23 protein-coding genes and 1 pseudogene are annotated in these 22,311 nt (G+C 38.9%); 15 read left to right on the plus strand and 9 right to left on the minus strand.

The features are described 5' to 3' along the window. Positions 1 to 126: 126 nt before the first annotated feature. The 4 genes from AC0N32_RS01770 to lepA all read left to right on the plus strand — a co-directional run bounded on the left by AC0N32_RS01770 (position 127) and on the right by lepA (position 3,989). A complete protein-coding gene (locus tag AC0N32_RS01770) occupies positions 127 to 678 on the plus strand; it encodes an RNA polymerase sigma factor (RefSeq protein WP_089861254.1) in 552 nt (183 codons plus the stop codon). 17 nt (positions 679 to 695) lie between these two features. Then, complete coding sequence (locus tag AC0N32_RS01775; RefSeq protein ID WP_476392167.1) at positions 696 to 1,325, plus strand: hypothetical protein; 630 nt, start codon at positions 696 to 698, stop codon at positions 1,323 to 1,325. Between the two features lie 9 nt (positions 1,326 to 1,334). Then, entirely contained in the window at positions 1,335 to 1,835 is a 501-nt protein-coding gene (locus AC0N32_RS01780) for a hypothetical protein (RefSeq protein WP_476392168.1), read from the plus strand. 357 nt (positions 1,836 to 2,192) lie between these two features. After that, positions 2,193 to 3,989, plus strand: coding sequence for a translation elongation factor 4 (gene lepA, locus AC0N32_RS01785; protein WP_294249722.1), 1,797 nt, complete (start codon positions 2,193 to 2,195; stop codon positions 3,987 to 3,989). A gap of 37 nt (positions 3,990 to 4,026) precedes the next feature. Here lepA and AC0N32_RS01790 read toward each other — a convergent pair whose 3' ends face one another. Beyond that, positions 4,027 to 4,236 (minus strand): hypothetical protein, encoded by a 210-nt coding sequence (locus AC0N32_RS01790; RefSeq protein ID WP_476392169.1) that lies wholly within the window; start codon positions 4,234 to 4,236, stop codon positions 4,027 to 4,029. A 445-nt stretch (positions 4,237 to 4,681) separates the two neighbouring features. On the opposite strand from AC0N32_RS01790, the gene AC0N32_RS01795 reads away from it, so the two are divergent. From AC0N32_RS01795 to AC0N32_RS01840, 10 genes are all read left to right on the plus strand, one after another. Further along, complete coding sequence (locus AC0N32_RS01795; protein ID WP_476392170.1) at positions 4,682 to 5,377, plus strand: NUDIX hydrolase; 696 nt, start codon at positions 4,682 to 4,684, stop codon at positions 5,375 to 5,377. Between the two features lie 556 nt (positions 5,378 to 5,933). Beyond that, the gene (locus AC0N32_RS01800) at positions 5,934 to 6,383 is read left to right on the plus strand and encodes an NADAR family protein (RefSeq protein ID WP_476392658.1); all 450 of its coding nucleotides are present in this window, start codon (positions 5,934 to 5,936) and stop codon (positions 6,381 to 6,383) included. 26 nt (positions 6,384 to 6,409) lie between these two features. Continuing rightward, entirely contained in the window at positions 6,410 to 6,961 is a 552-nt protein-coding gene (locus tag AC0N32_RS01805) for a 2OG-Fe(II) oxygenase (RefSeq protein WP_476392171.1), read from the plus strand. A gap of 91 nt (positions 6,962 to 7,052) precedes the next feature. Beyond that, on the plus strand, positions 7,053 to 7,901 hold the full coding sequence (locus AC0N32_RS01810) for a hypothetical protein (RefSeq protein WP_476392172.1): 849 nt from the start codon (positions 7,053 to 7,055) through the stop codon (positions 7,899 to 7,901). Between the two features lies 1 nt (position 7,902). Next, positions 7,903 to 8,976 carry an adenylosuccinate synthetase gene (locus AC0N32_RS01815; RefSeq protein ID WP_476392173.1) on the plus strand — a complete coding sequence of 358 codons (1,074 nt, stop codon included), beginning with the start codon at positions 7,903 to 7,905 and terminating at the stop codon, positions 8,974 to 8,976. A gap of 65 nt (positions 8,977 to 9,041) precedes the next feature. Beyond that, the gene (locus tag AC0N32_RS01820) at positions 9,042 to 9,374 is read left to right on the plus strand and encodes a macro domain-containing protein (RefSeq protein WP_476392174.1); all 333 of its coding nucleotides are present in this window, start codon (positions 9,042 to 9,044) and stop codon (positions 9,372 to 9,374) included. After that, the gene (locus AC0N32_RS01825; protein WP_476392175.1) at positions 9,320 to 9,562 is read left to right on the plus strand and encodes a macro domain-containing protein; all 243 of its coding nucleotides are present in this window, start codon (positions 9,320 to 9,322) and stop codon (positions 9,560 to 9,562) included. The genes AC0N32_RS01820 and AC0N32_RS01825 overlap by 55 nt, the downstream gene beginning before the upstream one ends. A gap of 328 nt (positions 9,563 to 9,890) precedes the next feature. After that, on the plus strand, positions 9,891 to 10,577 hold the full coding sequence (locus tag AC0N32_RS01830) for an SIR2 family NAD-dependent protein deacylase (RefSeq protein ID WP_476392176.1): 687 nt from the start codon (positions 9,891 to 9,893) through the stop codon (positions 10,575 to 10,577). After that, the gene (locus tag AC0N32_RS01835) at positions 10,577 to 11,542 is read left to right on the plus strand and encodes an ADP-ribosylglycohydrolase family protein (protein WP_476392177.1); all 966 of its coding nucleotides are present in this window, start codon (positions 10,577 to 10,579) and stop codon (positions 11,540 to 11,542) included. Before AC0N32_RS01830 ends, AC0N32_RS01835 begins: the two co-directional genes overlap by 1 nt. A 9-nt stretch (positions 11,543 to 11,551) precedes the next feature. After that, positions 11,552 to 12,094, plus strand: coding sequence for an RNA 2'-phosphotransferase (locus AC0N32_RS01840; protein ID WP_476392178.1), 543 nt, complete (start codon positions 11,552 to 11,554; stop codon positions 12,092 to 12,094). Between the two features lie 52 nt (positions 12,095 to 12,146). Here the strand turns inward: AC0N32_RS01840 and AC0N32_RS01845 are convergent, their stop codons facing one another. Further along, positions 12,147 to 13,028: a cupin-like domain-containing protein gene (locus AC0N32_RS01845; protein WP_476392179.1), complete on the minus strand. Its 882-nt coding sequence runs from the start codon at positions 13,026 to 13,028 to the stop codon at positions 12,147 to 12,149. A gap of 511 nt (positions 13,029 to 13,539) precedes the next feature. Here AC0N32_RS01845 and AC0N32_RS01850 point away from each other — a divergent pair. Continuing rightward, complete coding sequence (locus tag AC0N32_RS01850; protein ID WP_476392180.1) at positions 13,540 to 16,269, plus strand: carboxypeptidase regulatory-like domain-containing protein; 2,730 nt, start codon at positions 13,540 to 13,542, stop codon at positions 16,267 to 16,269. A gap of 62 nt (positions 16,270 to 16,331) precedes the next feature. Here the strand turns inward: AC0N32_RS01850 and AC0N32_RS01855 are convergent, their stop codons facing one another. From AC0N32_RS01855 to tssD (AC0N32_RS01885), 7 genes and pseudogenes are all read right to left on the minus strand, one after another. Next, positions 16,332 to 17,741: a sensor histidine kinase gene (locus AC0N32_RS01855; protein WP_476392181.1), complete on the minus strand. Its 1,410-nt coding sequence runs from the start codon at positions 17,739 to 17,741 to the stop codon at positions 16,332 to 16,334. A 3-nt stretch (positions 17,742 to 17,744) separates the two neighbouring features. After that, positions 17,745 to 18,452, minus strand: a complete 708-nt coding sequence (locus tag AC0N32_RS01860) for a response regulator transcription factor (RefSeq protein ID WP_476392182.1) — start codon at positions 18,450 to 18,452, stop codon at positions 17,745 to 17,747. An 842-nt stretch (positions 18,453 to 19,294) separates the two neighbouring features. Continuing rightward, on the minus strand, positions 19,295 to 20,254 hold the full coding sequence (locus AC0N32_RS01865) for a DUF2931 family protein (protein WP_476392183.1): 960 nt from the start codon (positions 20,252 to 20,254) through the stop codon (positions 19,295 to 19,297). A gap of 49 nt (positions 20,255 to 20,303) precedes the next feature. After that, positions 20,304 to 20,510, minus strand: coding sequence for a hypothetical protein (locus AC0N32_RS01870; RefSeq protein WP_476392184.1), 207 nt, complete (start codon positions 20,508 to 20,510; stop codon positions 20,304 to 20,306). Between the two features lie 394 nt (positions 20,511 to 20,904). Then, positions 20,905 to 21,132 carry a hypothetical protein gene (locus AC0N32_RS01875; RefSeq protein WP_476392185.1) on the minus strand — a complete coding sequence of 76 codons (228 nt, stop codon included), beginning with the start codon at positions 21,130 to 21,132 and terminating at the stop codon, positions 20,905 to 20,907. Between the two features lie 49 nt (positions 21,133 to 21,181). Continuing rightward, positions 21,182 to 21,571 carry a type VI secretion system tube protein TssD gene (gene tssD / locus AC0N32_RS01880; protein ID WP_476392186.1) on the minus strand — a complete coding sequence of 130 codons (390 nt, stop codon included), beginning with the start codon at positions 21,569 to 21,571 and terminating at the stop codon, positions 21,182 to 21,184. Between the two features lie 74 nt (positions 21,572 to 21,645). Beyond that, positions 21,646 to 21,894 (minus strand): annotated as a pseudogene (gene tssD / locus AC0N32_RS01885) (type VI secretion system tube protein TssD); the annotation flags it as partial. Between the last annotated feature and the right edge of the window lie 417 nt (positions 21,895 to 22,311).

A 22,311-nucleotide genomic window follows, 5' to 3' on the forward strand; every position in this document is an offset into this window, starting at 1 on the left:
ATAGATACGATATTTCTCAGATCCGGACATATAGATATTTGTAAATAATGAGTATATTGGACTGAAAATTGAATAGTTGATTTAACTTTCAGTTATTTTTGTAATCCAAAACAGTGAAAGCATCTTATGAAGATTAAGGACGCGGAAATTATTTCGTTGATGCAAGACCCTCGAACTCAGGAAAAAGGAGTTCGCGCTTTGATGGATGCTTATCAAAGCAGATTGTACTGGCACATAAGAAGAATTATTGTGGACGGAGATCTTGCTCAGGACACTTTGCAGGAGACTTTTATTAAAGCTTATCAGAATTTTCATCAGTTTAAAAACGACAGTCAGCTTTACACCTGGCTCTACAGAATTGCAACCAATGAGGCCTTGCAGCAGATCAATAAACTGAAGAAAATGCAGAAAACGGATGAAGATCCGGAATATCACATGCAGAATCTTGTAGCCGATAATGCAGGAGAAGATGCCGAAGAAATACAGATTTTGCTGCAGAAAGCCATACAAAGCCTGCCGGAAAAACAGAAACTGGTATTTATGATGCGGTATTATGATGATCTGCCTTACGAAGAAATATCTAAAATTGTAGATATGTCGGTAGGGACGCTGAAAACAAATTATCATTATGCCAAACAAAAAATAGAGGATTATATAAAGGAAAATTACGAGAGATAATTTTTGAGAAAACGGAGATGAAAGAGTTCGACATAGAAAAATTAGAACGTAAGAATATTTACACGATGCCTGACGATTTGTTTGAAAATCTTCAGGGAAGAGTATTAAGCGGAGTGAAGAGTGAGTTTGACCTGGAAAAGCTGGAACGTAAAAATATTTATGCAGTTTCTGAAAATGTATATGAGGATGTTCAGAATCATGTCATAAATAAGGTATTTTCTCGCAAGAAAGCACCTGTCTTTAAACTTAACTGGGCATATGGTGCAGCAGCAGCAATAGCCCTGATTTTTGGAGCAACTTTTGTTTTCAATACGAACAATGAAACAAATGATATCCAGAATTCAAATACTTCTTATGCGGCGAACGAGGAACCGAAAAAGGAAAGCGAAGTCGCTTATGAGACCCTGAAATCTGATTTAACTTCTGTTGAAGATAATAATCAAAAAACAACAGACCGAGGCGAGAGTAAATCTTTTGCCCGCGGAGAATCGGAGAAAGTACAGAAAGCAGTAACACCGGCGGTACAATCCGTTTCTAAAAAGGAAGAAAGTCAGATGAACGAGTATCTGGATTCATTCTCAAATTCTGAAATTTCGGAATTGGCGAGTAATTCAACTCAGGATGTTTATTTGGATTTATATAACTAAAAAGAAAAGATGAAAAAGATATTATTTACGCTTTTTATCATATACGGGTTTGGTTTGAATGCCCAAAAAACGGATTATGACTGGAAAAAAATGGATCCCAAACAAAGAAAAGAGGTGATCAACAGTCTGTCTCCGGAAGAAAGGAAAACTCTTCTGACAAAATTCAGAAATAATATGGTGATGGATAATCTGGATATAGATCCCAGTGACAAAGAAGAATTTACGGATGTTTACAACGAATATCTGGAAAGCCAGAAGCAGATAAAAAGCCAGTTTAATTCTAATTTTAATCCGGATAATTTATCCGACGATGAAGCTAAAGCCAAGCTGCAGCAAAGTTTTGAAGTAGGGCAGAAGCTTTTGGATAACAGAAAAAAATATGCAGATAAAATGCAGCAGGTAATTCCCTGCCAAAAAGTTCTGAAGCTGTTTCAGACCGAAGGAATGATGAGAGAAAAGGTGAACGAAAGAAAACCTCACGGAAACAATAACAATTCAGGACAAAAATAATACCCATAATAGTTTATTTTTTTAATGTTGGACGACTCTTGCAATTTATTTGTGAGAGTCGTTTAATTTTTAAAATGATTGATTAGTTTTGCTGAAATTTTTAACTATGAAAAGGATTGTATTTTTTTTACTTCTTTCAACATCAGTTTTCGCGTTTGCACAAAGAACAGAAACAGTTAAGCTTAACCATAATATTAAAAATAAATTTTCCCGGACAAAATCTCTTACCGGAGAATATATTTTTAAATAAGAAAAGTTGAAATTAAATGAAGGATTAATTTAATTTTTTCTTACCTCAAAATAAGAATAATGAATTCTCTCGCATTTTATTATCTTTGCAAATTACATAGTTCTTAAATGAAAAACATACGAAATTTTTGCATAATCGCTCACATCGACCATGGTAAAAGTACTTTGGCAGACCGTCTTCTGGAATATACCAACACGGTTTCTCAAAGAGAATTACAGTCTCAGACGCTGGATGACATGGATCTGGAGAAAGAACGCGGGATTACCATTAAATCCCACGCCATCCAGATGGATTATGAGCTGAACGGCGAAAAATATATCTTAAACTTAATCGACACCCCGGGACACGTGGACTTTTCCTATGAAGTTTCCCGTTCCATTGCTGCCTGTGAAGGAGCGCTTCTTATCGTAGACGCCGCCCAGAGCATCCAGGCCCAGACCATCAGCAACCTGTATCTGGCTTTGGAAAATGACCTGACAATTATTCCAATCCTTAACAAGATCGACCTTCCTTCAGCAAACCCTGAAGAGGTAACCGATGAGATCATGAACCTGATCGGTTGTGATTATGAGGATGTATTAAGGGTTTCCGGAAAAACCGGGGAAGGAGTACATGACCTTCTGGAACAGATCGTTAAAAGAATTCCGGCACCGGTAGGTGATCCGGATGCACCGCTTCAGGCTTTGATCTTTGACTCGGTATACAACCCTTTCAGAGGAATTGAAGCGTATTTTAAAGTAGTAAACGGAAGCATTACAAAAAACGAAAAGATTAAATTTTTCGCAACCGGAAAAGAATACGGGGCTGATGAGGTAGGAACGTTGAAGCTGAAGCAGGTTCCTAAGAAAACCGTTGAGTGCGGGGACGTAGGTTACCTGGTTTCCGGAATCAAGGACGCCCGTGAAGTAAAAGTAGGAGATACCATCACTTCATTCGATAAGCCGGCTGCCGGACCAATTGAAGGGTTTGAGGAAGTTAAGCCGATGGTATTTGCCGGGATTTACCCGATCGATTCCGAGGATTTTGAAGAATTGAGATTCTCCCTTGAAAAATTAAGGCTGAATGATGCTTCCCTGGTTTTTGAGCCGGAAAGTTCAGCTGCACTTGGTTTCGGGTTCCGTTGCGGATTCCTAGGTATGCTTCACATGGAAATTGTTCAGGAACGTCTGGACCGTGAGTTCAACATGAACGTAATCACAACGGTACCGAACGTATCGTATTTCGGGTATTCCAAAAAGGAGCCGGAAGTGCCGATCCTGATCAACAACCCGTCTGAAATGATGGATCCGTCGATCATGGACAGGGTAGAAGAACCATTTATCAAAGCTTCCATCATCACCAAATCCGATTTCGTAGGTCCGGTAATGACGTTATGTATCGAAAAAAGAGGGGAAATTGTAAACCAAAGCTATCTGACTTCTGAAAGGGTAGAGCTGGTATTCAATATGCCGTTGGCTGAGGTGGTTTTTGACTTCTATGACCGTCTCAAATCGATTTCCAAAGGATATGCTTCCTTCGATTACCATCCGATCGGATTCAGAGCATCTAAACTGGTAAAAATGGATATCCTGATCAACGGGGACATGGTGGATGCTTTATCTTCATTGATTCACGATTCCAATGCCTATCATATCGGTAAAAAGATGTGTGAAAAGCTCCGCGAGCTGATCCCGAGACAGCAATTCGATATCGCCGTTCAGGCCGCTTTGGGAACCAAAGTAATTGCCAGGGAAACCATAAAAGCATTGAGAAAAGACGTTACCGCAAAATGTTATGGAGGGGATATTTCCAGAAAGAGAAAGCTTTTGGAAAAGCAGAAGGAAGGAAAAAAGAAAATGAAGCAGATTGGAAGGGTAGAAGTACCGCAATCGGCGTTTATGGCTGTACTGAAACTAAACGATTAACATAAAAAAAGACCGATATAATTTCGGTCTTTTTCATTTAAAGTGTTCTTTGCTTTTGGATGAGATCCCCCTGAATAACCAATGCGCCTAATCCGATAAGGACTTCTGCAATTCCTAAAATTCTCACAAGATTCGGACCGCAGACAAGGCATTCCGGTTCAGGAAAAGGTCTCTTTCCGGCAACAATGATCAGAACTCCGCCAATGATAATAATGACCACAATAAGTGCTTTTAATAATGTTTTCATAATGGTGTTAAATTAGTCTTATGTCTACTTTTCAGGATTTCGGCGTTTCCTTTTTGTCTTCCAAAATTGATTATAATTGTCAGTAAATCAATACGTAAAATCACTATTTTGCTACAGTAATTTTACGATATTAAACAAAAGTTATCTCATGGATATTAAATCATATAATTCTTAATTCACTCAATAAACGAATGCAAAATTTAAATCTGAAAATTTTTAAAAACGCTTTTGTTATTCTTTAAGTGAAACTGCTTTGTGTACCTTATGCCCAATAAGATCCAAAAAATCTCTACGTTCTTTGTGCTCAAAAACAAATAGAAACCTTTTCACTTCAGTACAGACTATTTTAAATTTAAATAAAAGAGGTTTAACAGAATTTTCGCTTTACTATTGATCATCTTTCCTTTTAATCGTAATTTTGTGTACTCACAACGCAAATCAGACAATGAATACCCCAAAGAAATTACAGGATATAAAAGTAGCGGTAGACGCAGTTGTTTTCGGATATTTTGACAAAGAAGACCTTCATATTCTTCTTATCAAAAGAAATATTGAGCCATTCAAAGGCGGATGGGCGCTTCCGGGCGGACTGGTTCTTGATGATGAAAACCTTGATGAAGCAGTGAGAAGAGAACTGCATGAAGAAGCAGGTATTAAACCAGATTTTCTTGAACAGCTTTACACCTTTGGAAATGTGGGTCGCGATCCGCGGAACAGGGTTGTTTCAGTAACCTATCTTGGATTGGTAAATCCTTCTTACCACCAGCTGTATGCCGATTCGGATGCCGATGATGCCCAATGGTTCAGCGTCAATAAACTTCCGGAGCTGGCTTTCGACCATAAATCAATCATTGATTTGGCGTTAAAAAGGCTGCGTACCAAGATACAATACCAGCCCATCGGATTTAATTTACTGAATGAAGAATTCCCCTTTTCAGATCTGGAAAACCTCTACAAAACTATTGTGGGACAGGAAATCGACCGACGCAACTTCCGGAAAAAAATCATGAGCTACGGACTTTTGAATGAAACGGAAAATGTCAAGAAAGAGGGTAGTGGAAGACCCGGGAAGCTGTTTACCTTTAATCAGGAAAAATACAAGGAACTGGAAGAGCAGGGGTTTTATTTTGAACTGAAGTAGCTTCAACTTATTCGCATTAATAACTATTAAAAGAGGATTTTCTTTTACAGGTTTAAATATACGCTCGCAGATTGCGCAGATTTTGAGATTTTTCGTGATCTGTGACATCATCAATTTATTGTTCACATGTAAATAAACTTCTTGATTTTCACTATTCAAATGTAATTTATTAGCTTAGTTATTTTTTATAATACAGAAATCTGCGTAATCTGTAAAATCTGCGGGAGATAATAAAAGAAGCACAGATCTGTTATCCGGAAATTTTATTTATCTGAAAAGGCTTCAATCTGTTTTCATTTATCAGATCTACACGGCATAAGCAAAATTCATCAATTCAAATACTAATTTCTTGAAATTTTTATCATTGATAATCAATTAATTAAATTATTTAGCGTAAAATTAACACAAATTAATTTGGCTAGTAAATCCATATTCCTTTAAATTTGTGTAAAAATAACGCAATCATGAAATACACCGTACAGCATATCATCGAAAGATTTAATCACCAGAAAAACCGGATTTTCTGTTCTTCTGGGGACATACGGTAAAAGACGAGATTACCAAAGCCTGTTTCAGTCAGTGGTTTCCTGCTGAGTTCCAGGAAAACGGGATACTATATAAGACCGCCGAACATTACATGATGGCCGGGAAAGCAAAGTTGTTTAACGATCATGAAATTTTAAAACAGATCATCCAGTCTGAAACTCCGGATCAGGTAAAAAAACTGGGACGAAAAGTCAAAAATTTTGATCCGCAGCTTTGGGATAAGCATAAATATGAGATCGTAAAACAGGGAAACCTGCTAAAGTTTTCGCAGCATGACGCGCTCAAAGAATTCTTGCTGTCCACGGAAGACCGGGTTTTGGTAGAAGCCAGTCCGTATGACACCATTTGGGGCATCGGCATGCTAGAAACCCATCCTAAAGCCGGTAATCCATCGGAGTGGAATGGCGAAAACCTCCTGGGATTCGCTTTGATGGAGGTAAGAAATGAATTGAGAAAATAAATAACATCAACCAAAACCTGATAAATATGGAAAAGACAATACTGCATCCGGAGATCTTCCTGATCGAAAATTTCCTGACGAATGAAGAATGCGACCATTATATTGATCTGACAAAAGACCAAGTTTTTGAAGAAGCTAAGATCAATATGCAGGGCCGGCAGGTCATGAGCAAAGGCATCAGGAACAATGACCGGCTGATGGTTTTCGATAATAAACTGGCTGAAAACCTGTTTCAGAAAGCCGTCGGATTCCTTCCTCAGACTTATGAAAATTATGAAGTTTCAGGTTTTAATGAGATGTTCAGAATCTATAAATATTCGCCGGGACAACGGTTTAAGATGCACCGCGACGGAAGCTACATCAGGAATGAACATGAAAAGAGTTTTTACACTTTCATGATCTATCTGAATGATGATTTTGAAGGCGGGAAAACCGAATTTGAAGGGTTGTTCACCGTTGCTCCGAAGAAAGGTTCCGCTCTCGTTTTCCATCATCCTTTAAGACACGAAGGAAAAACGCTGATCAACGGATTGAAATATGTGCTGAGGACAGACATCATGTACACAAGAGAACAATAAACGGATAGAATTAATTTCCGTATTGCATTAGAATAAAGCCCGGAATGCAACGGGTAACTATAAAAATCAGTCTTTAACTAAAATTTACGTTATGGGAAGTACAAGATACGACATGGATGCTCGTTTCGACAGAGCAAGAAAGATGGGGTATGCATCAAAAAGTGCAGGTGAAATTTTCACTCAGAACGCGGAAAGAAGGGCACACGAATCGATGAACCCAAACGGTGTCTTCTTTAGAGAAGCCCGGGATTCATCCGTACACCCGGAATCATTTCCGATTATTTTAGGACTGGATGTTACCGGAAGCATGGGCCATATCCCGTATAACCTGATCCAGGAAGGGCTTCCTAAGCTGATGGGCGGAATTATCCAGGGCGGGGTTCCGGATGCCGCACTCCTCTTTATGGGAATCGGAGATCATGAATGCGACAGTTATCCGTTGCAGGTCGGACAGTTTGAATCCGGTGATGAAGAACTGGATATGTGGCTGACTAGAACTTATATCGAATCCGGAGGCGGTGGAAATGGCGGAGAAAGTTATCTGCTGGCCTGGTATTTTGCCGCTTTCCATACCCGGACGGATGCTTTTGAAAAAAGAGGGCAGAGAGGATTGCTGTTTACGGTAGGTGACGAGCCCTGCCTGAAAACCCTTCCTGCATCGGCTATCCGGGAGATTATGGGAACGGGACAGCAGACTTTTACGCATACGGAACTTCTGTCAGAAGCAAGAAAGAAATATGAGGTCTATCATATCAGTGTTTTGCATTCTGACCAGGCCATACGGGCAGACCGTGGCTGGAAAGACCTTTTGGGTCAACACTGTGTTTCTATTACCGATTACCGGGATGTTCCGTACGTGATCAAAGAGATTGTATGTAAAACCTACAAGGGAGCAGGATACGGAGACCGCGAAGGGTGGAATCAAATTCAGATGTTTTAAGATGAAAACAGCAGACATTGTGATAGGACTGGGATTTGGGGATGAAGGAAAGGGCATTACGACAGACTTTCTTGCATCCCGCAACCCGAATGCCATCGTTATAAGGTTTTCGGGAGGACAGCAGGCGGCACATACCGTGATGATAGATGACCGAAAGCATATCCATTCCAGCTTTTGCAGCGGAGCACTGCGCGGGCTGCCGTCTTATTTTACGGAGCACTGCACCATCCATCCGGTTTTTATGTATAATGAATGGAAGGAACTGAAAGCCAAAAACGGGAATACCGAACTTCATATTCATCCTTTGGCGAAAGTAACGACGCCTTTTGATGTCCTTCACAACAGGAGAGACGTACGGAATACGGAACACGGAACCTGCGGAAAAGGAGTGGGTGCCACGATGAAAAGACAGGAGAGTCCTTACCGGCTGTTTGCGGCCGACCTGATCGCGCCAAGACCGATGCTGATCGAAAAACTGAAAGGCATCGCTTTTTATTACGGCTTTTCTGAAGGAGAAGAAATCCAGCAGGCTCTGGATGATTTTCTTAACGCTGTCGATGAGATGGAATGGAATATTGAAGGCTACGATTATCTGAAAAGTTTTGACCATCTTATTTTTGAAGGCAGCCAGGGAATCCTGCTGGATATGGACCACGGCGTATTTCCGAATGTGACCTATGCCTACACCACTTCAAAAAACGCCCATGAAGTATGCTGGCAATTAGGAATTGAGCATATTGAAATGTTCTACGTTACGAGAAGCTACGGCACACGTCACGGAAACGGATGGATGAATAATGAAAAACAATTACCGCTGATAAACAATGAAGAAGAAACCTGTACCTTTAATGAATATCAGGGAGCTTTCCGTACCGGGGATCTGGATTATAAGCTGCTGAACTATGCCTTAAAGGTAGATGAAGGCTATGGCCTTGTCCAAAGGAAAAACCTGGTGGTCACCTGCCTTGATCAGCTGGATCAACCTTTTAAGCCTGAAAACCTGAACGTGAAGTTTGATGCAATTTGGGGTTCATATTCTCCTTATGCAAAAGATTTTAAAAGAATTGATGGATAAATATTTAAATTCAAATAAAATTTAATTTAGATGAACTCGTAAACTCAAACTTACACCGAATTGATATGAACATTGAATTGATCAAAGGAGATATAACCAAAATAAAAGCAGACGCTATCGTGAATGCGGCCAACTCCTCGTTGCTGGGCGGTGGCGGGGTAGACGGGGCTATTCACCGGGCAGGCGGAAAGCAGATCCTAGACGAATGCATCGAAATCAGGAACAGGCAGGGGAAATGCAATACCGAAGAAGCGGTGGTAACGACAGCCGGTAATCTTCCGGCGCAATATGTCATTCATACCGTCGGGCCGGTCTGGAACGGGACGAAGAGAAGTGCTTCCCATTGCTGGAGAACTGCTATAAAAATTCACTCAAACTGGCAGAAAGCCTGGGCGTGAAAACCATTGCTTTCCCCAACATCAGCACCGGCGTCTACCGTTTCCCGAAAGAAGCGGCAGGAAAAATTGCCGTAGAAACGGTAAATGATTTTAAATTAGACAGTATCGAAAAAGTTATTTTCGTCTGTTTTGATGATGAAAACGAAGCGATTTACAAAAAATTATTGGAGAACAATAATAAAATGTAAAAGCTTGTTTAAATTTAGGGCTGATTTTTTTACCAATAAGCAATTAAGATATATCGGCTTAAAAATCAATATATTGAGTGCTGTCTTATTCTTAAAATTGATCTAAAAGTTTCCACAGCGGTAAAAGTTAAGAATAAACAAAGTTTATTTAAGTTCAGAAAATTAAGTGAAATGATAGAAAATTTTCTGAGTTAAAACTCAAACAGACTCTTAACAGCTAAAACTCTTTGGGATCTTAGCTAAGTGAAACGGCTTTGCGAACTTAAAAGCAGTTAGTAGTTAAAGAAATCTTAGTGTTCTTTGCGTTTAAATCAAAAAATATAAACCAATGAAAAAACTAACCATATTAACCGGTGCCGGAATCAGCGCCGAGAGCGGAATAAAAACCTTCAGAGACGGAGACGGGCTCTGGGAAAACCACAGCATCACTGATGTGGCCAGCCCAGAAGGATGGCGCAGAGATCCGGCATTGGTCCTGGAATTTTACAACCAGAGACGCCGCCAGCTTCATGAAGTGGAACCGAACGAAGCCCACCGTTTACTGGCGGAACTGGAAAAATATTTCGACGTTCAGATCATTACCCAGAACATCGATGACCTGCATGAAAGAGCCGGATCGACCAATATCCTGCATCTTCACGGCGAGCTCTTCAAATCCTGTTCAAGCAACAACAAGAACCTGATTTACGAGCATAAAAACGACATCAACATCGGCGACAAGGCGGAAGACGGATCACAGTTGAGACCTTTCATTGTTTGGTTTGGGGAAGATGTGCTATTGATGAAGGAAGCCACCAAAATGGCGAAAGAAGCCGATATTTTCCTGGTGATCGGAACCTCTCTGCAAGTTTATCCGGCAGCCGGACTGCTTCATGATATCAAGGATGATTGTCTTCTTATTGTAATCAATCCCAACGAAACGGGCTTCGGTTATGGACAGCGGGCTGTGGTGATGAAAGAAACCGCTACGAATGGAATGAAACTGCTGTTTGATAAACTTGTGAATCTTGCTTGATGGATAATAAGATTAAAGCCGGAATTTTCGGTGTTTGTGTGGGTGATGCGTTGGGCGTACCGGTGGAGTTCAGAAGCCGGGAACAGTTGAAACGTTCTCCGGTTACTACAATGAGGTCTATGGGGACCCACCACCAGCCCGCCGGAACATGGAGTGATGACGGTTCGTTAACCCTGTGCCTTGCAGACAGTCTTTGCAGAGGATACAACCTTGAAGACATGGCGCTAAAGTTTCTGCAATGGTACAATACGGAAATCTGGACACCTCACGGAAGGGTTTTCGACATCGGAATCGCCACCTCGCAAGCCATTCACAGAATTGGTAAGGGAACCTTTTCTACTTTATGCGGCGGAAAATCGGAATTTGATAACGGAAATGGCTCGCTAATGAGAATTTTACCGTTGGTTTTTTATATCAAAGATCTTTCGATTGAGAAACGTTTTGATAAAGTGAAAGAGGTTTCATGCATTACACACGGACACATCCGATCTGTATTGGCGTGCTTTATTTATCTTGAAATGGCTCTGGAACTTTTGAAAGGAAAAGATAAATGGGAAGCTTACCGGACCATGCAGCAAACCATTCGGGAATTTCTTGATCATTATCCTATTTGTTCGCAGGACGAAATGGATAAGTTTCACCGCATTCTGGAACTGAAAGTAGGCGACTATGAGTTGGATCCGCTATACACCTTGCAGGAAGACGAAATCAGCTCATCAGGCTACGTCCTCCACAGCCTGGAAGCTTCCTTATGGTGTTTCCTGAATTCGGAAAGCTATGCCGAAGCCGTTTTGAAAGCTGTTAATTTAGGCGAAGACACCGATACCACCGGAGCAATCACAGGAGGACTTGCAGGAATATATTACGGTTTTGAAAATATTCCTAAAGAATGGATTGACGTTCTGGCAAGGAAAGATGATATTGAAAAACTTTGCGAACAACTAAATGTTAAATTAAAAGATTAAAAAGAAATCATGAATGAACAACATAAAAAAAGAATCAGCAAATTTCTGAGCCTGGTTCTAAGACATAAACCTGAAGTAATTAACCTGACTATGGATGAGAACGGATGGGCAGATACTGATGATTTAATGAAAAAATGCTCTGCGCATGAAAAAAACTTCACGTTCGAGGAGCTTGAAGAAATAGTGGAAACGAATGATAAAAAAAGATTTGTATTTAATGAAGATAAAACCAGGATAAGAGCCAATCAGGGGCATTCGATTGAGATTGATCTGGCTTTGGAACCCCAGAAGCCACCGGAATTTCTCTACCACGGAACAGCAGAAGCGAATGTCGCCTCTATCCTTCAACAAGGAATTGAAAAACGGAACCGCCAGCATGTTCATTTAAGCGAAGACAGGGACACCGCTGCCAAAGTCGGGATGCGTCACGGCAAACCGGTTATTCTGGTTATTCAGACAGGGAAAATGCATGAAGAGGGAATTCCGTTCTATCTTTCTGATAATCACGTCTGGCTCACAGATTTTGTAGATCCGCAGTATATCAGGAGTTAAAATAATGAATACAAAAAAAAGACTGTCTTTTCCGGCAGTCTTTCTTTATTTTTTATTTCGGTAACCCTCTTTTCAGAGCTATTTCTGCTCTTTTGATGGCTTTTTTTTCTTTCCAGTCCATATATTTCTTTTTGAAATTCTTCTTCATGATGTCATCAAATTTACGCTGAACAGTAAGGTTCCATAAAGAATGTGCCTTTACAGCCCATGATTTGTCCCACGCTCTGAGCGATATGGAAAAACTGCCATCCAGATATTTCATCCAATGCCACCATCCTGTCGGCATAAACAGCGTATCTCCGTGCTCCAGAAAACATTCTATTCCTTCTACACCGTCCAGGGCAGGAAACTTTGTAAAATCGGGATGCTCAATATCATAATCTTCAAGAGCATACGTCGCATAGGGAATCTGGTACAATCTTTCTTTCCATTTGTAATCGAAGAGAAGGATGTGTTTTCTTCCGTTAAAGTGCGTATGGAAGATGTGCGCCATATCAATATCATAATGAAGAAAAGTCACAGAACCTTTCCCTCCAAAAAACATGGAAGGATATTTATCCAGAAATCCACCCATTAAGTCTTTAGGAGCAATATAATCCGCCAGTAATTTTTTGGCATGTTTGATAGGGTCAAAAAAGAAGATTCTCAAATCGGTTGGCTCTCTTTGGATGAGGTCTATATAATCTGCGAATTTCATTTTTGCAGCCGAAGCATTAATGGGAGCCGCAGGATCGGCCTTGGAGCTGTCGTACAACGGAACCTCCACATCTCCAACCACTTCCTTTACATAATCCATGGTCCATTTCTGGTATGCGGGCCATTTCCTCGCCATATTTTTAATTACCACAGGTTTTCTTGGTTTCAGATATTTTTCAATAAAATCTTCCTGAGTAATGTCATCAACAATATCAATTGGCTTTAAATTGATTCCCATTTGTTTTAAAATTTAATGTTACAAAATTATTAAATAAAAATGTATGTTAATGGATTTAAGCTTATTTTAATCTATGATTCAAATCATTTTTAACTATTTATTCTAAATAAAAATTTAAATATAACAAAAAGCCCTGTAAAAGTATCACAGGGCAAAAACACAATAATGAACAAAAAAGATTCATTTTGCGCTAATATAAAAACTTTATTTTATACGGCTTATCAGTGAAAAGTTGATAAAATATGTTGATAAAAATAATTCCTGAAATATTTTTCTTCAGCTGTTTTATATCCTGAAAGTTGAAGAACTAAAAGATTTATTTTGTTTAATATTTTTCTTTTTTCTAAAAAATAAAAAATGCTTAGATGTACCGTAAACGCTATCAGATAAACACATTACAACTATTTTCATAGTGATAGGAGATTTTCTTTTAACTTTTTCCCTATAACTCCATCTTGTATATATGTAACAAAAAGCATTAACCATTAACTAATTACGTAAATAGTGAATTATGAAATCGAAAATTACTTTATTCGTCATGATTTTTTTCTCTGTGCTTGCAGTTGCCCAGAAGACCGTTTCAGGTAAAATCACGGATGAAGACGGCGTGGCCATTCCCAGCGCGAGTGTAACGATTGAGGAGCCTGGCAAAGATGCTATTCTTGCCTACGCCATTACCAACTCAAAAGGAGAATATAAAGTGACCTTTACTTCCGCAGAGTCGAATGTAGACCTGAAAGTAAAGGCCTTTAACCAAAGACCGCTAACCAAGCAGATCAGCAATAGCGATCAGAACATCAACTTTAAGATGGAGGGGGAAGCTACCGAAATCAAGGAAGTTCAGCTGAAAACAAAGATGATTACCGCCAGAGGAGATACGATCGCGTATGACCTTAAAGCTTTTGACAGTAAAAGTGACCGGACACTGGCCGACGTCATGAAAAAAATTCCCGGTATTGAAGTGAATAGTGACGGAACAATCCTTTATCAGGGAAATGCCATCAACAAATTCTACGTCAACGGAAAAGACCTTATGGAAGGGGGATACGGAACGATCAACAATTCCCTTCCGAAAGATGCCGTACAGAAAGTGGAGGTCCTGGAAAATCACCAGCCCGTAAAGATCCTTCAGGATAAAGTGCCTTCCGATCAGGCTGCGATTAATATAAAACTTAAAAATTCCGTTACCATGACAGGTCGGGGAGAAGTAGGAGTGGGCGCAGATCCTCTACTTTGGAACGTAAAATTAACCCCTATGTTTTTCGGACAGAAAAGCCAGTGGGTCGTCAATTATAAAAGCAACAACACCGGTGAACAGGTGGAAAACGAAGGAAATATCCTGGCATTCGGAAACAGATTTGAAGGCAGAAGAATCAACGCCACCCAAAACGACTGGCTGAATGTGGAAAACGCCAGTACCCCAAACCTTCCGGTAAAAAGGTACCTCATGAACAGCGTGCATTATGTATCGGCCAACTATCTGACCAATATTGACAAGAAAAAAGAGTGGGAACTGAAAGCCAATGCGAATTACACAAATAATGCAGTGGAAAGGGAATCATATGCTAAAACTGATTATTTTGCAACAACAGATGAGCCGGCATCAACAGTTACCCAAAATATTTTTAACAATTTCTATACAGACAAGGCAAAAGGAGAGTTAATATTTACAAAAAATGCGAAGAAGGGATTCTTTAAAAATACCACTAGTTTTTCCCAGTACTGGAATGCAGACCGGGGAATTGCAGACAGAACAAGCACGATAGCAAATTCCGACAGACATGGAGAGCAAGCTGTTGAGTCTCCTACAACGTCCTTCCAGAACTCATTGAGCACCATTGTTCCGTGGAAAGAAAAAATGGTCAATGTATTGTCTTTTATCAGCTACCAGAATGACAGACAGACCCTGGAAGTTTCACCGGCTTCATATTTACAGATTCCGGGATTCTTTACACCGTATACTTCTGGCCTTGCTACACAGAACATGAGACTGAAGACCTTTGAAGCCAACCATTCTGCGAACATTGGTTTCTCTACAAAAGGATGGACATTTACTCCGGAAATAGGATTTAACTTTAAATCAACCAATCTGGTATCCGATCTTTCTAATGTACTGACCAATCTGCCAGCTATTAATGATCCTAACCCGGTATATACTCCGGTTTCGGCTTACAGCAATGATCTTACCTATACTACTGCAACGCCATATGGAAGTGTGGGAGTAAATTATAAAAGTGATTCCTGGATGATTTATGCAAACTTCCCGGTAAATTCAAATAATATCAAAGCGGATGATCCTGCAAGATCTGTTTCAAAAGATGTTAATAAAGTGACTTTTGAGCCGAGTATTTTTGCACAGTACACCTTTGCCTCGTTCTGGAAAGCGTCAGTAAATGCGAATGTGAATAATAATTTTGGAGAGGTGAATACCGCGTATTCAGGATTTATGATGACTTCACCCAACGGAATCAATGCGATGGATGCAAACAATCCGATACCTCAGAATAACAACAAATCTGCAGGGACAAGAATAGAGTACAGAAATCCTCTGAACAATTTATTCTTTAACGTGAATTACAGATTTTCTGATGCCAAGAGAAACCTGATCTCTTCTCCGATTAGAAATAATGCCGGCTATACCATTATGCAGTATATTGAGCAGGATAATCATGTATTAAATAATGGGTATTCGGCTGAAGTTGGAAAATATTTCCCAAAATTCAAAACAAATGCTTCATTAAGCTACAGCAATAATACCTCAAAATCTGATGCTTACCAAAACGGATTTGCTTATACCAGCAGAAATAACGCTCAATCATACGGATTTAAATTCAACAATACCTATTTCAGTTGGATGAGTATTGATTACAATTTTAATATTTCCAGAACTAAGCAGGTGAGCAAAAGTAGTACTCCACAGCTAAACAATGAGAATTCAAGAAGCGGATTCAATCATAATTTAGGCGTTTTCTTTTATCCGTTAGAAAACCATACCATTGGATTTAATTGGGATCAGGTAAATACAAGTGCTGCCGAACAGAATTATAATAATGGCTTCTATGATCTTTCTTACCAGTTTACCTGGGCTAAAAAGAAAATTGATTTTGAGCTGAAATGGATGAACATAGCGAATAAAAAAGTGTTTGAAACCTATGATATAAATCCTCAAAGTATTTCTTATACCAGAATACAGATTCGCCCTAGCCAGGTAATGTTTACCGTAAAATTTAACTTTAAGTAAAAAACAATAAAAAACCAATCTCCACGAGATTGGTTTTTTACTTATTTAGCCTTTGAACCTGATTAGATTTCTATATTTTCCTGCATCATGCTGTAGAAGTTCGGGAAACGGAGCTGTACGGTTGTTCCCTGGTTTTCGTATGAGCTTACAATCAGCTCGCCGTGGTGCATTCTTACGATATTTCGGGCTAAAGGAAGCCCTATTCCGTAGCCTTCATAGTTGTGTGTGTTGGAGGCTCTGAAAAACGGATCATAGATCTTATTCATTTCCTCCTGCGGAATCCCGATTCCGTTATCTTTAATAATGATATACACATCGTTGTCGGTAGCGCCCAGAGAGACTTTTACCTGCTGGAAATCCGAATATTTGCAACCGTTCTGAATGATATTGGTAACGGCAAGATGCAACAGCTGTTCATTTCCCTGTACTTTCAGCTTCTTGGGATTGTCGGGAAGCATGCTGATATCGAGATAAATATTGTTTCTCGAATCAATCCTGCGCAGGGTTTCGATAACGTCCCAAAGCAGCTGGTCGATCCTTACCTTGTCCATTTTCTGGATCTTACCGTCGAATCCTGTCTGTGCTATCATCAGCAGGGCTTTGATCTTTTTATCGAGCTTCTCGGCCTCATCCAGAATGATTCCAAGTGTTTCCTTGTATTCACTATTGGTCCTTGAGATGGAAAGTGCCACATCTGCCTCTCCCATAATCGATGTTAAAGGTGTTCTAAGCTCATGCGAAACATTCCCTATAAGGTGGTTTTGGGTTTCAAAAGACGTCTCAATACGGTTCAGCATATCATTGAACGTCTCCACAAGCTCATTAAGCTCTTTATTGTCGGGTTGTGGCTCCAGTCTCAGGTGAAGGTTTTCCGAGCTGATTTCTTTTACCTTTCCGGTGATTTTTAAGATCGGTTTAAATAAAGTTTTAGATAGATAAAAAGAAAAAATCATACTGAAGAACAGCGAGAGAACAATGCAGGTGATTAATGTTCTCTTCAGAAAGCCCAGATAATAAACAACGTAGTGATTTTTGGCAGATGCGATCGCAATATAGTTTTTATCATCATGCCTAAAAGTCTGGCCGATATAATAAAATTCTTTGTCGTTGTAATTGGCTTCTTTTTTTCTTACGATTTTCCTGAAAAAAGATTCCGGGATATGAATTTCCTGTGAGATTTTGTTGAAATTGGAATCTGTGGGGACGGCAAAAACATAATCGCGTTCCATGGGCAGCTCTTCATCATTGAGCCCGTTCAGGATATAATTTTCAGGAAGATCCAGGGCATCTTTGCTTTTCTCGACCTGAATGATCGTTGTCGTACGGATTTTTAAAAGTTCGTAAAACCTCTGGTGGGAAAAGTTGACGATTGAAAAATATACCAAACCGCTGAAAAGCAGAATGATGGCAGTAAAAACCAGCATCAGGAGAACCATCGTTTTGGTTTGATTGGTGATAACTTTGTTGAACATCCGTTATGGTTTTTTTAGAACATATCCCATTCCGATGACGGTATGGATGAGTTTGTTATCTTCCTGATGATCCAGCTTTTTCCGGAGATAATTAACATACACATCCACAACATTGGTTCCGAGCTCATAATTAACACCCCACACGGCATCCAGAATTTCTGCCCTGGAAATTACCTTTTCGGGATTGTTCAGAAAATACATCAGCAGCTTGTATTCTGTTGAGGTGAGTGACACTTCTTCACCGTTGCGGGTAACTTTCTTGGTGTAATCATTCAGAATGAGATCCGAAAACTGGTAGATATGCTCTTGATCTATTTCAGGTTCGGGAATTTCAGGAGTACTTCCATTGTTGCTTCTTCTTAGGAGGGATTTTACACGGGCGACAAGTTCAATGAATTTGAATGGCTTCACAAGATAATCATCACCACCGCTTTCGAGTCCCAGGACAATATTTTCCGAGGTCCCGAGGGCGGTAAGGAAAAGGATGGGAACGTGCTGATTGGTCTTCCGGATTTCTTTGCAGACATCCAGGCCATTCAATTCCGGAAGCATAATATCCAGAATCACAAGATCAAAATCGTTCGACTGTACGAGCTGAGCACCGGTTTTCCCATCAAAAGCCACGGAAACTTCATATCCGTTTTCCTGAAGCCCTTTTTTAATAAAGGATACTACGCTTGTTTCGTCTTCGATGAGGATAATCTTTTTCATTGGAGTAAGGAATTATACAAAAATAGAAAAAAGATCGGAACTGAATTTTTCGGATCAAAGTGTAAAGACCTTGGTTTTTTCTCTTTGCCAAAATCACCATTCCCCAGATTACTCCCCAGTTTATAAATATAACAGGAAAAAGGCTTGAAATTCCGTACGCAATAATTTCAGAATATAAAAATGTACTCCAGGAAGCTTCACGGCCATTGAAAATATCACTATTTATTATTATTGACAGGATTGAAAAAGATAGAATACTAATTATGGCTAAGGTTTTTTTATTTAATTTAAGATATTTCAACGTTATTAAAACGATTAACATTCCAATGAAATTCAAAGAATTAGCAGATAAAACTTCTTCTAAAAATGAGCATTCCCAACAATAAGATGACAAATTATCCTTTAGAAAATATAAACTGATATAGGTTTGCAGACTTCCTAAAAGGTAAAAAACAATACAAAAAATAATAATTTTGGTATAATTCATTGTTGTTCGTGCTTGGTTAATCTTAATCTTGTTTAAAAGAAAATTCCAAAGAGGCATCCATTTTAATTTTAACTAATCTCCAGGGTGATAAATAACCTTTTTGTCATTTCCGGAATGAGACAGGGATTCTTCTCACTCCTATGATAATGCGCGTCTTCATTACAAATGATTTTCTAGTCAAATAAAAATCGGTGTAAAATTATTAAATACAAAATAATAGAACTAAATATTGACGGATAAATTGCAATTTCTCATTTTATGGGAAGTTTTGCTTTTCCACTCATCTGCTTTCTCCCACTCATCGCGTAAAGAAACTTGTTGATATTATTTCAGTTTTACTTTAGAATATCTTTCACTAATTTTTATATTCCCACATATTCTCAAAATCTATTTTTGTGATTGGAATTTCCTTATCTCCCTGTTTGAAAATCAAATGTCTCTCACTTAAATCTTCTTTCATCCGTAAAACAATTTCTATCGGTTTACCGGGATCTGCCTGTTTAAATAAACTCATGATTTCTGCTTCATCAAAAGGTTTGACCTTAAAAACGGTCTGACGTTTTCTATGATCTTCAAAAATAAAATTCAATTGTTTGGGAACTGCTCTTAGCTTAAAAGGATTTGCTTTAACCTGTTCGGTAATATTTTCATTAAAAATAGTTTCTTCTTCTCCATTAAACGTCTTAAAACCTATGTTCATTAATTGATGTCCAACAATTTCAGTTCTGGCACGACACTCATACTTTTTCCTGTAAATATCCCAAATATCATATTGTATTCCATTTCTCTTTAAATTCTTATAGGCTTCAGGAACAGATTCTGATCGATCAAAATATTCTTCATATGAGAGTGTAGGATTGGCAGGAATCAGATCTTTCATCGCCACATGCGTTTCTTTTGCCTGAAAACGGGCTACTTCTATTTGCTGGTCATCACCATACACCCAAACCACCACGATGCCACCAGGTGCACAGTTAACTATAATTTGGGTATAATTTGAAATGCTACCGGTACGCCAGTCTATCGTTCCCTTTTCAAAAAGCTTTTTTAAGGTAGCGATAGGCATATCCCAAGTGCCTGTATAAAACTTATTCTCCATATAGGATGCCCAGGTAATGTCCATTTTTACAGGCAATGCTTTCAGGTCCTCGCCTTGGGTATGGGTTGAGCCAGAATTACCCCAGCCATTACAGTTTACAAAAGCAGTAGGTATATAAACACTACCTCCATCTTCTAAATAAAAATGACCATCATGGATGTAGGTTGGGTAAAATTCCGGAGCATTCGCTGTGGGTAACCATTCGTATTTTTTCATTTCAGGTTTACAGGATAATAGAATGACTAATAGTAAAATGTTAAAGTCTTCATGAATGAGGTTCTATTTTACGAAATCGAACAATGGTCTTACCTACAATTTTGTAGTTTGGTTCATAAGCACCAACCCCATCTCCAAATTTTGAATTCCAATGAATATACTTGCTTCTTAACTGATTCAACATATTATGATCAGATACTTTTATATTAAACCCCGCTACTTCCTTTGTATTTTTTAAATCAAGTTTTTTCCGCATCTCTTCAATTTGTGATTGAATCTATCCATCATGTATTGGATGCAACGATCATTTATCCTTAAGACCAGACTTTACTTGGTTCAATTGTTTTTTAACATCTTCAGGAAACCAATCTAAAACAGGATCTTGTTTAAATTGTTCATACACTTCGTCCGGATTTAAAAACTTTTCCGGAAGATTGAGTCTTTTTAATTCTGCCTTAAATTCATACTCCTTTTCATAATAATCTATGTTTTTTGTTCGAGCATTAATTATAAACCATGTTTGAGGGATATTATTTCTTTTGTATCAGAGAAGTAATCAATATCCTGAAAACCATACGCATATATATTCATACAACTAAATAGAATTACAGGCTGCAAACCTTTTATCTCTTTACTAATAACAGATGTGTTTACTGACCATTCCTGACTATCGCATCGTCGGGAACGGTAATGGTAAAAGAGTCATGATCATTTGTTTTCTGAACCAGCTCTACCGAATAGCCGTTACTGGTGAGAAAATCTTTTCCGTCAAGCGTGAGGAGACAGTAGACCAGTGGATTGACAGGATCACGAAGCCAATCTTCAAATGAACGTGACCTACCACTACTTGTCTCCAAATCAAAGTCCTGATTTTCCATATTTTTTAATATTTACTGATGATGAAGTCCTGATTTCAACAGTTGGGTTTTATTCCCGCCACATTTTCTGATGAACTGCGCCGTTGAGGTCAAATTTTTTGGCAACCAAATGCATCTCAATCTGCAGAGGTTCCGCATTGGCAGCGTTGAAATGTTCGGAAAATTCAATACAATATGCCTTCTCAAAAATTAACTCCTGAAGTTTGCTCATGGCATCCCGGCGGTAGAATATGATCTTGCCGTTTTTTACCTGATTATGGTCAAGCATCCAGTTTAGAAGTTCCGGGTTGCCCGTGCTTTCAATACGGATCAGGATTTCTCCGCCTTTCGGTATTCCTTTGGGTTTACCGGTCCCATCTACAGGTTGGGTGAACCTGTATTTGCATTCAAGGATAGTATAAAGGGTGCCGTCTAATTCTAATTTTGATAAAAAAGACATAATAATTTGATTTAAAGAAAATAAAAGAGATTATACTTAAATGAAGGGAATTTGGCTATCGGTTTATGCTAAGTTTATACCCATTCGTTTTCATAGGCACCGTTGCCCATCTCAATTTTTCTGGAAGAAATGGTAAAAGACTCGGTGAGCGGATTTTCACCAACGGATTCGAACTTTTCTTTGTGTTTCACAAGATAAGCTTCCGTGAATTTGAGCTCTTTCAATGTAGCTTCGCTGTCTCTTTTATAGAAAACAATTTTCCCGTCTTTTCTCTCGAAGGAGTTGGTCATCCATTCAAACAGTTCTGTGGACCCTGTTCCTTCTTCGCCTTTTACACCTTCTAACAAACAATCATTTATTGTCAGGACAAGCTTATTATTATGATCGAATACATTTATTTTTCCTCTCCGGCAATTGTTTCTTACAGGAGTTTTTTCTATATGAGTACATTTACTACCAGTATACTTTTCGGAAATAACAATATTCCATGCTCCTTTGTCCGCAAATGTGCTGGCAACTGTTTTAATCTCTTCATCACATTTAAAATTTTTAATACGATTTTTTTCTCCTTCCTTGTACCATATTTTTATATTTTCTGCAATTTCCCATATGTAAGTTTTTCCTTCTTCTTTTTCTCCTTCTTTGTGAAAAGCGGGATTTGCAGAATAACTTACATTCCTCCAGTAATTTAAATTTTTGACTAATTTTCCATTTTTATATGAAAGTTCGAGACTATTATC

This window comes from Chryseobacterium endophyticum, from assembly GCF_056333165.1.

Coding starts and splice junctions, on each gene's coding strand:
- AC0N32_RS01815 (WP_476392173.1), top strand. CDS start 7,903: ATGAAAACAGCAGACATTGTGATAGGACTGGGATTTGGGGATGAAGGA.
- AC0N32_RS01875 (WP_476392185.1), bottom strand. CDS start 21,132: ATGGAAAATCAGGACTTTGATTTGGAGACAAGTAGTGGTAGGTCACGT.
- lepA (WP_294249722.1), top strand. CDS start 2,193: ATGAAAAACATACGAAATTTTTGCATAATCGCTCACATCGACCATGGT.
- AC0N32_RS01840 (WP_476392178.1), top strand. CDS start 11,552: ATGAATGAACAACATAAAAAAAGAATCAGCAAATTTCTGAGCCTGGTT.
- AC0N32_RS01820 (WP_476392174.1), top strand. CDS start 9,042: ATGAACATTGAATTGATCAAAGGAGATATAACCAAAATAAAAGCAGAC.
- AC0N32_RS01795 (WP_476392170.1), top strand. CDS start 4,682: ATGAATACCCCAAAGAAATTACAGGATATAAAAGTAGCGGTAGACGCA.
- AC0N32_RS01855 (WP_476392181.1), bottom strand. CDS start 17,741: ATGTTCAACAAAGTTATCACCAATCAAACCAAAACGATGGTTCTCCTG.
- AC0N32_RS01835 (WP_476392177.1), top strand. CDS start 10,577: ATGGATAATAAGATTAAAGCCGGAATTTTCGGTGTTTGTGTGGGTGAT.
- AC0N32_RS01830 (WP_476392176.1), top strand. CDS start 9,891: ATGAAAAAACTAACCATATTAACCGGTGCCGGAATCAGCGCCGAGAGC.
- AC0N32_RS01870 (WP_476392184.1), bottom strand. CDS start 20,510: ATGCGGAAAAAACTTGATTTAAAAAATACAAAGGAAGTAGCGGGGTTT.
- AC0N32_RS01810 (WP_476392172.1), top strand. CDS start 7,053: ATGGGAAGTACAAGATACGACATGGATGCTCGTTTCGACAGAGCAAGA.
- AC0N32_RS01850 (WP_476392180.1), top strand. CDS start 13,540: ATGAAATCGAAAATTACTTTATTCGTCATGATTTTTTTCTCTGTGCTT.
- AC0N32_RS01805 (WP_476392171.1), top strand. CDS start 6,410: ATGGAAAAGACAATACTGCATCCGGAGATCTTCCTGATCGAAAATTTC.
- AC0N32_RS01790 (WP_476392169.1), bottom strand. CDS start 4,236: ATGAAAACATTATTAAAAGCACTTATTGTGGTCATTATTATCATTGGC.
- AC0N32_RS01780 (WP_476392168.1), top strand. CDS start 1,335: ATGAAAAAGATATTATTTACGCTTTTTATCATATACGGGTTTGGTTTG.
- AC0N32_RS01775 (WP_476392167.1), top strand. CDS start 696: ATGAAAGAGTTCGACATAGAAAAATTAGAACGTAAGAATATTTACACG.
- AC0N32_RS01865 (WP_476392183.1), bottom strand. CDS start 20,254: ATGAAAAAATACGAATGGTTACCCACAGCGAATGCTCCGGAATTTTAC.
- AC0N32_RS01860 (WP_476392182.1), bottom strand. CDS start 18,452: ATGAAAAAGATTATCCTCATCGAAGACGAAACAAGCGTAGTATCCTTT.
- AC0N32_RS01770 (WP_089861254.1), top strand. CDS start 127: ATGAAGATTAAGGACGCGGAAATTATTTCGTTGATGCAAGACCCTCGA.
- AC0N32_RS01845 (WP_476392179.1), bottom strand. CDS start 13,028: ATGGGAATCAATTTAAAGCCAATTGATATTGTTGATGACATTACTCAG.
- tssD (WP_476392186.1), bottom strand. CDS start 21,571: ATGTCTTTTTTATCAAAATTAGAATTAGACGGCACCCTTTATACTATC.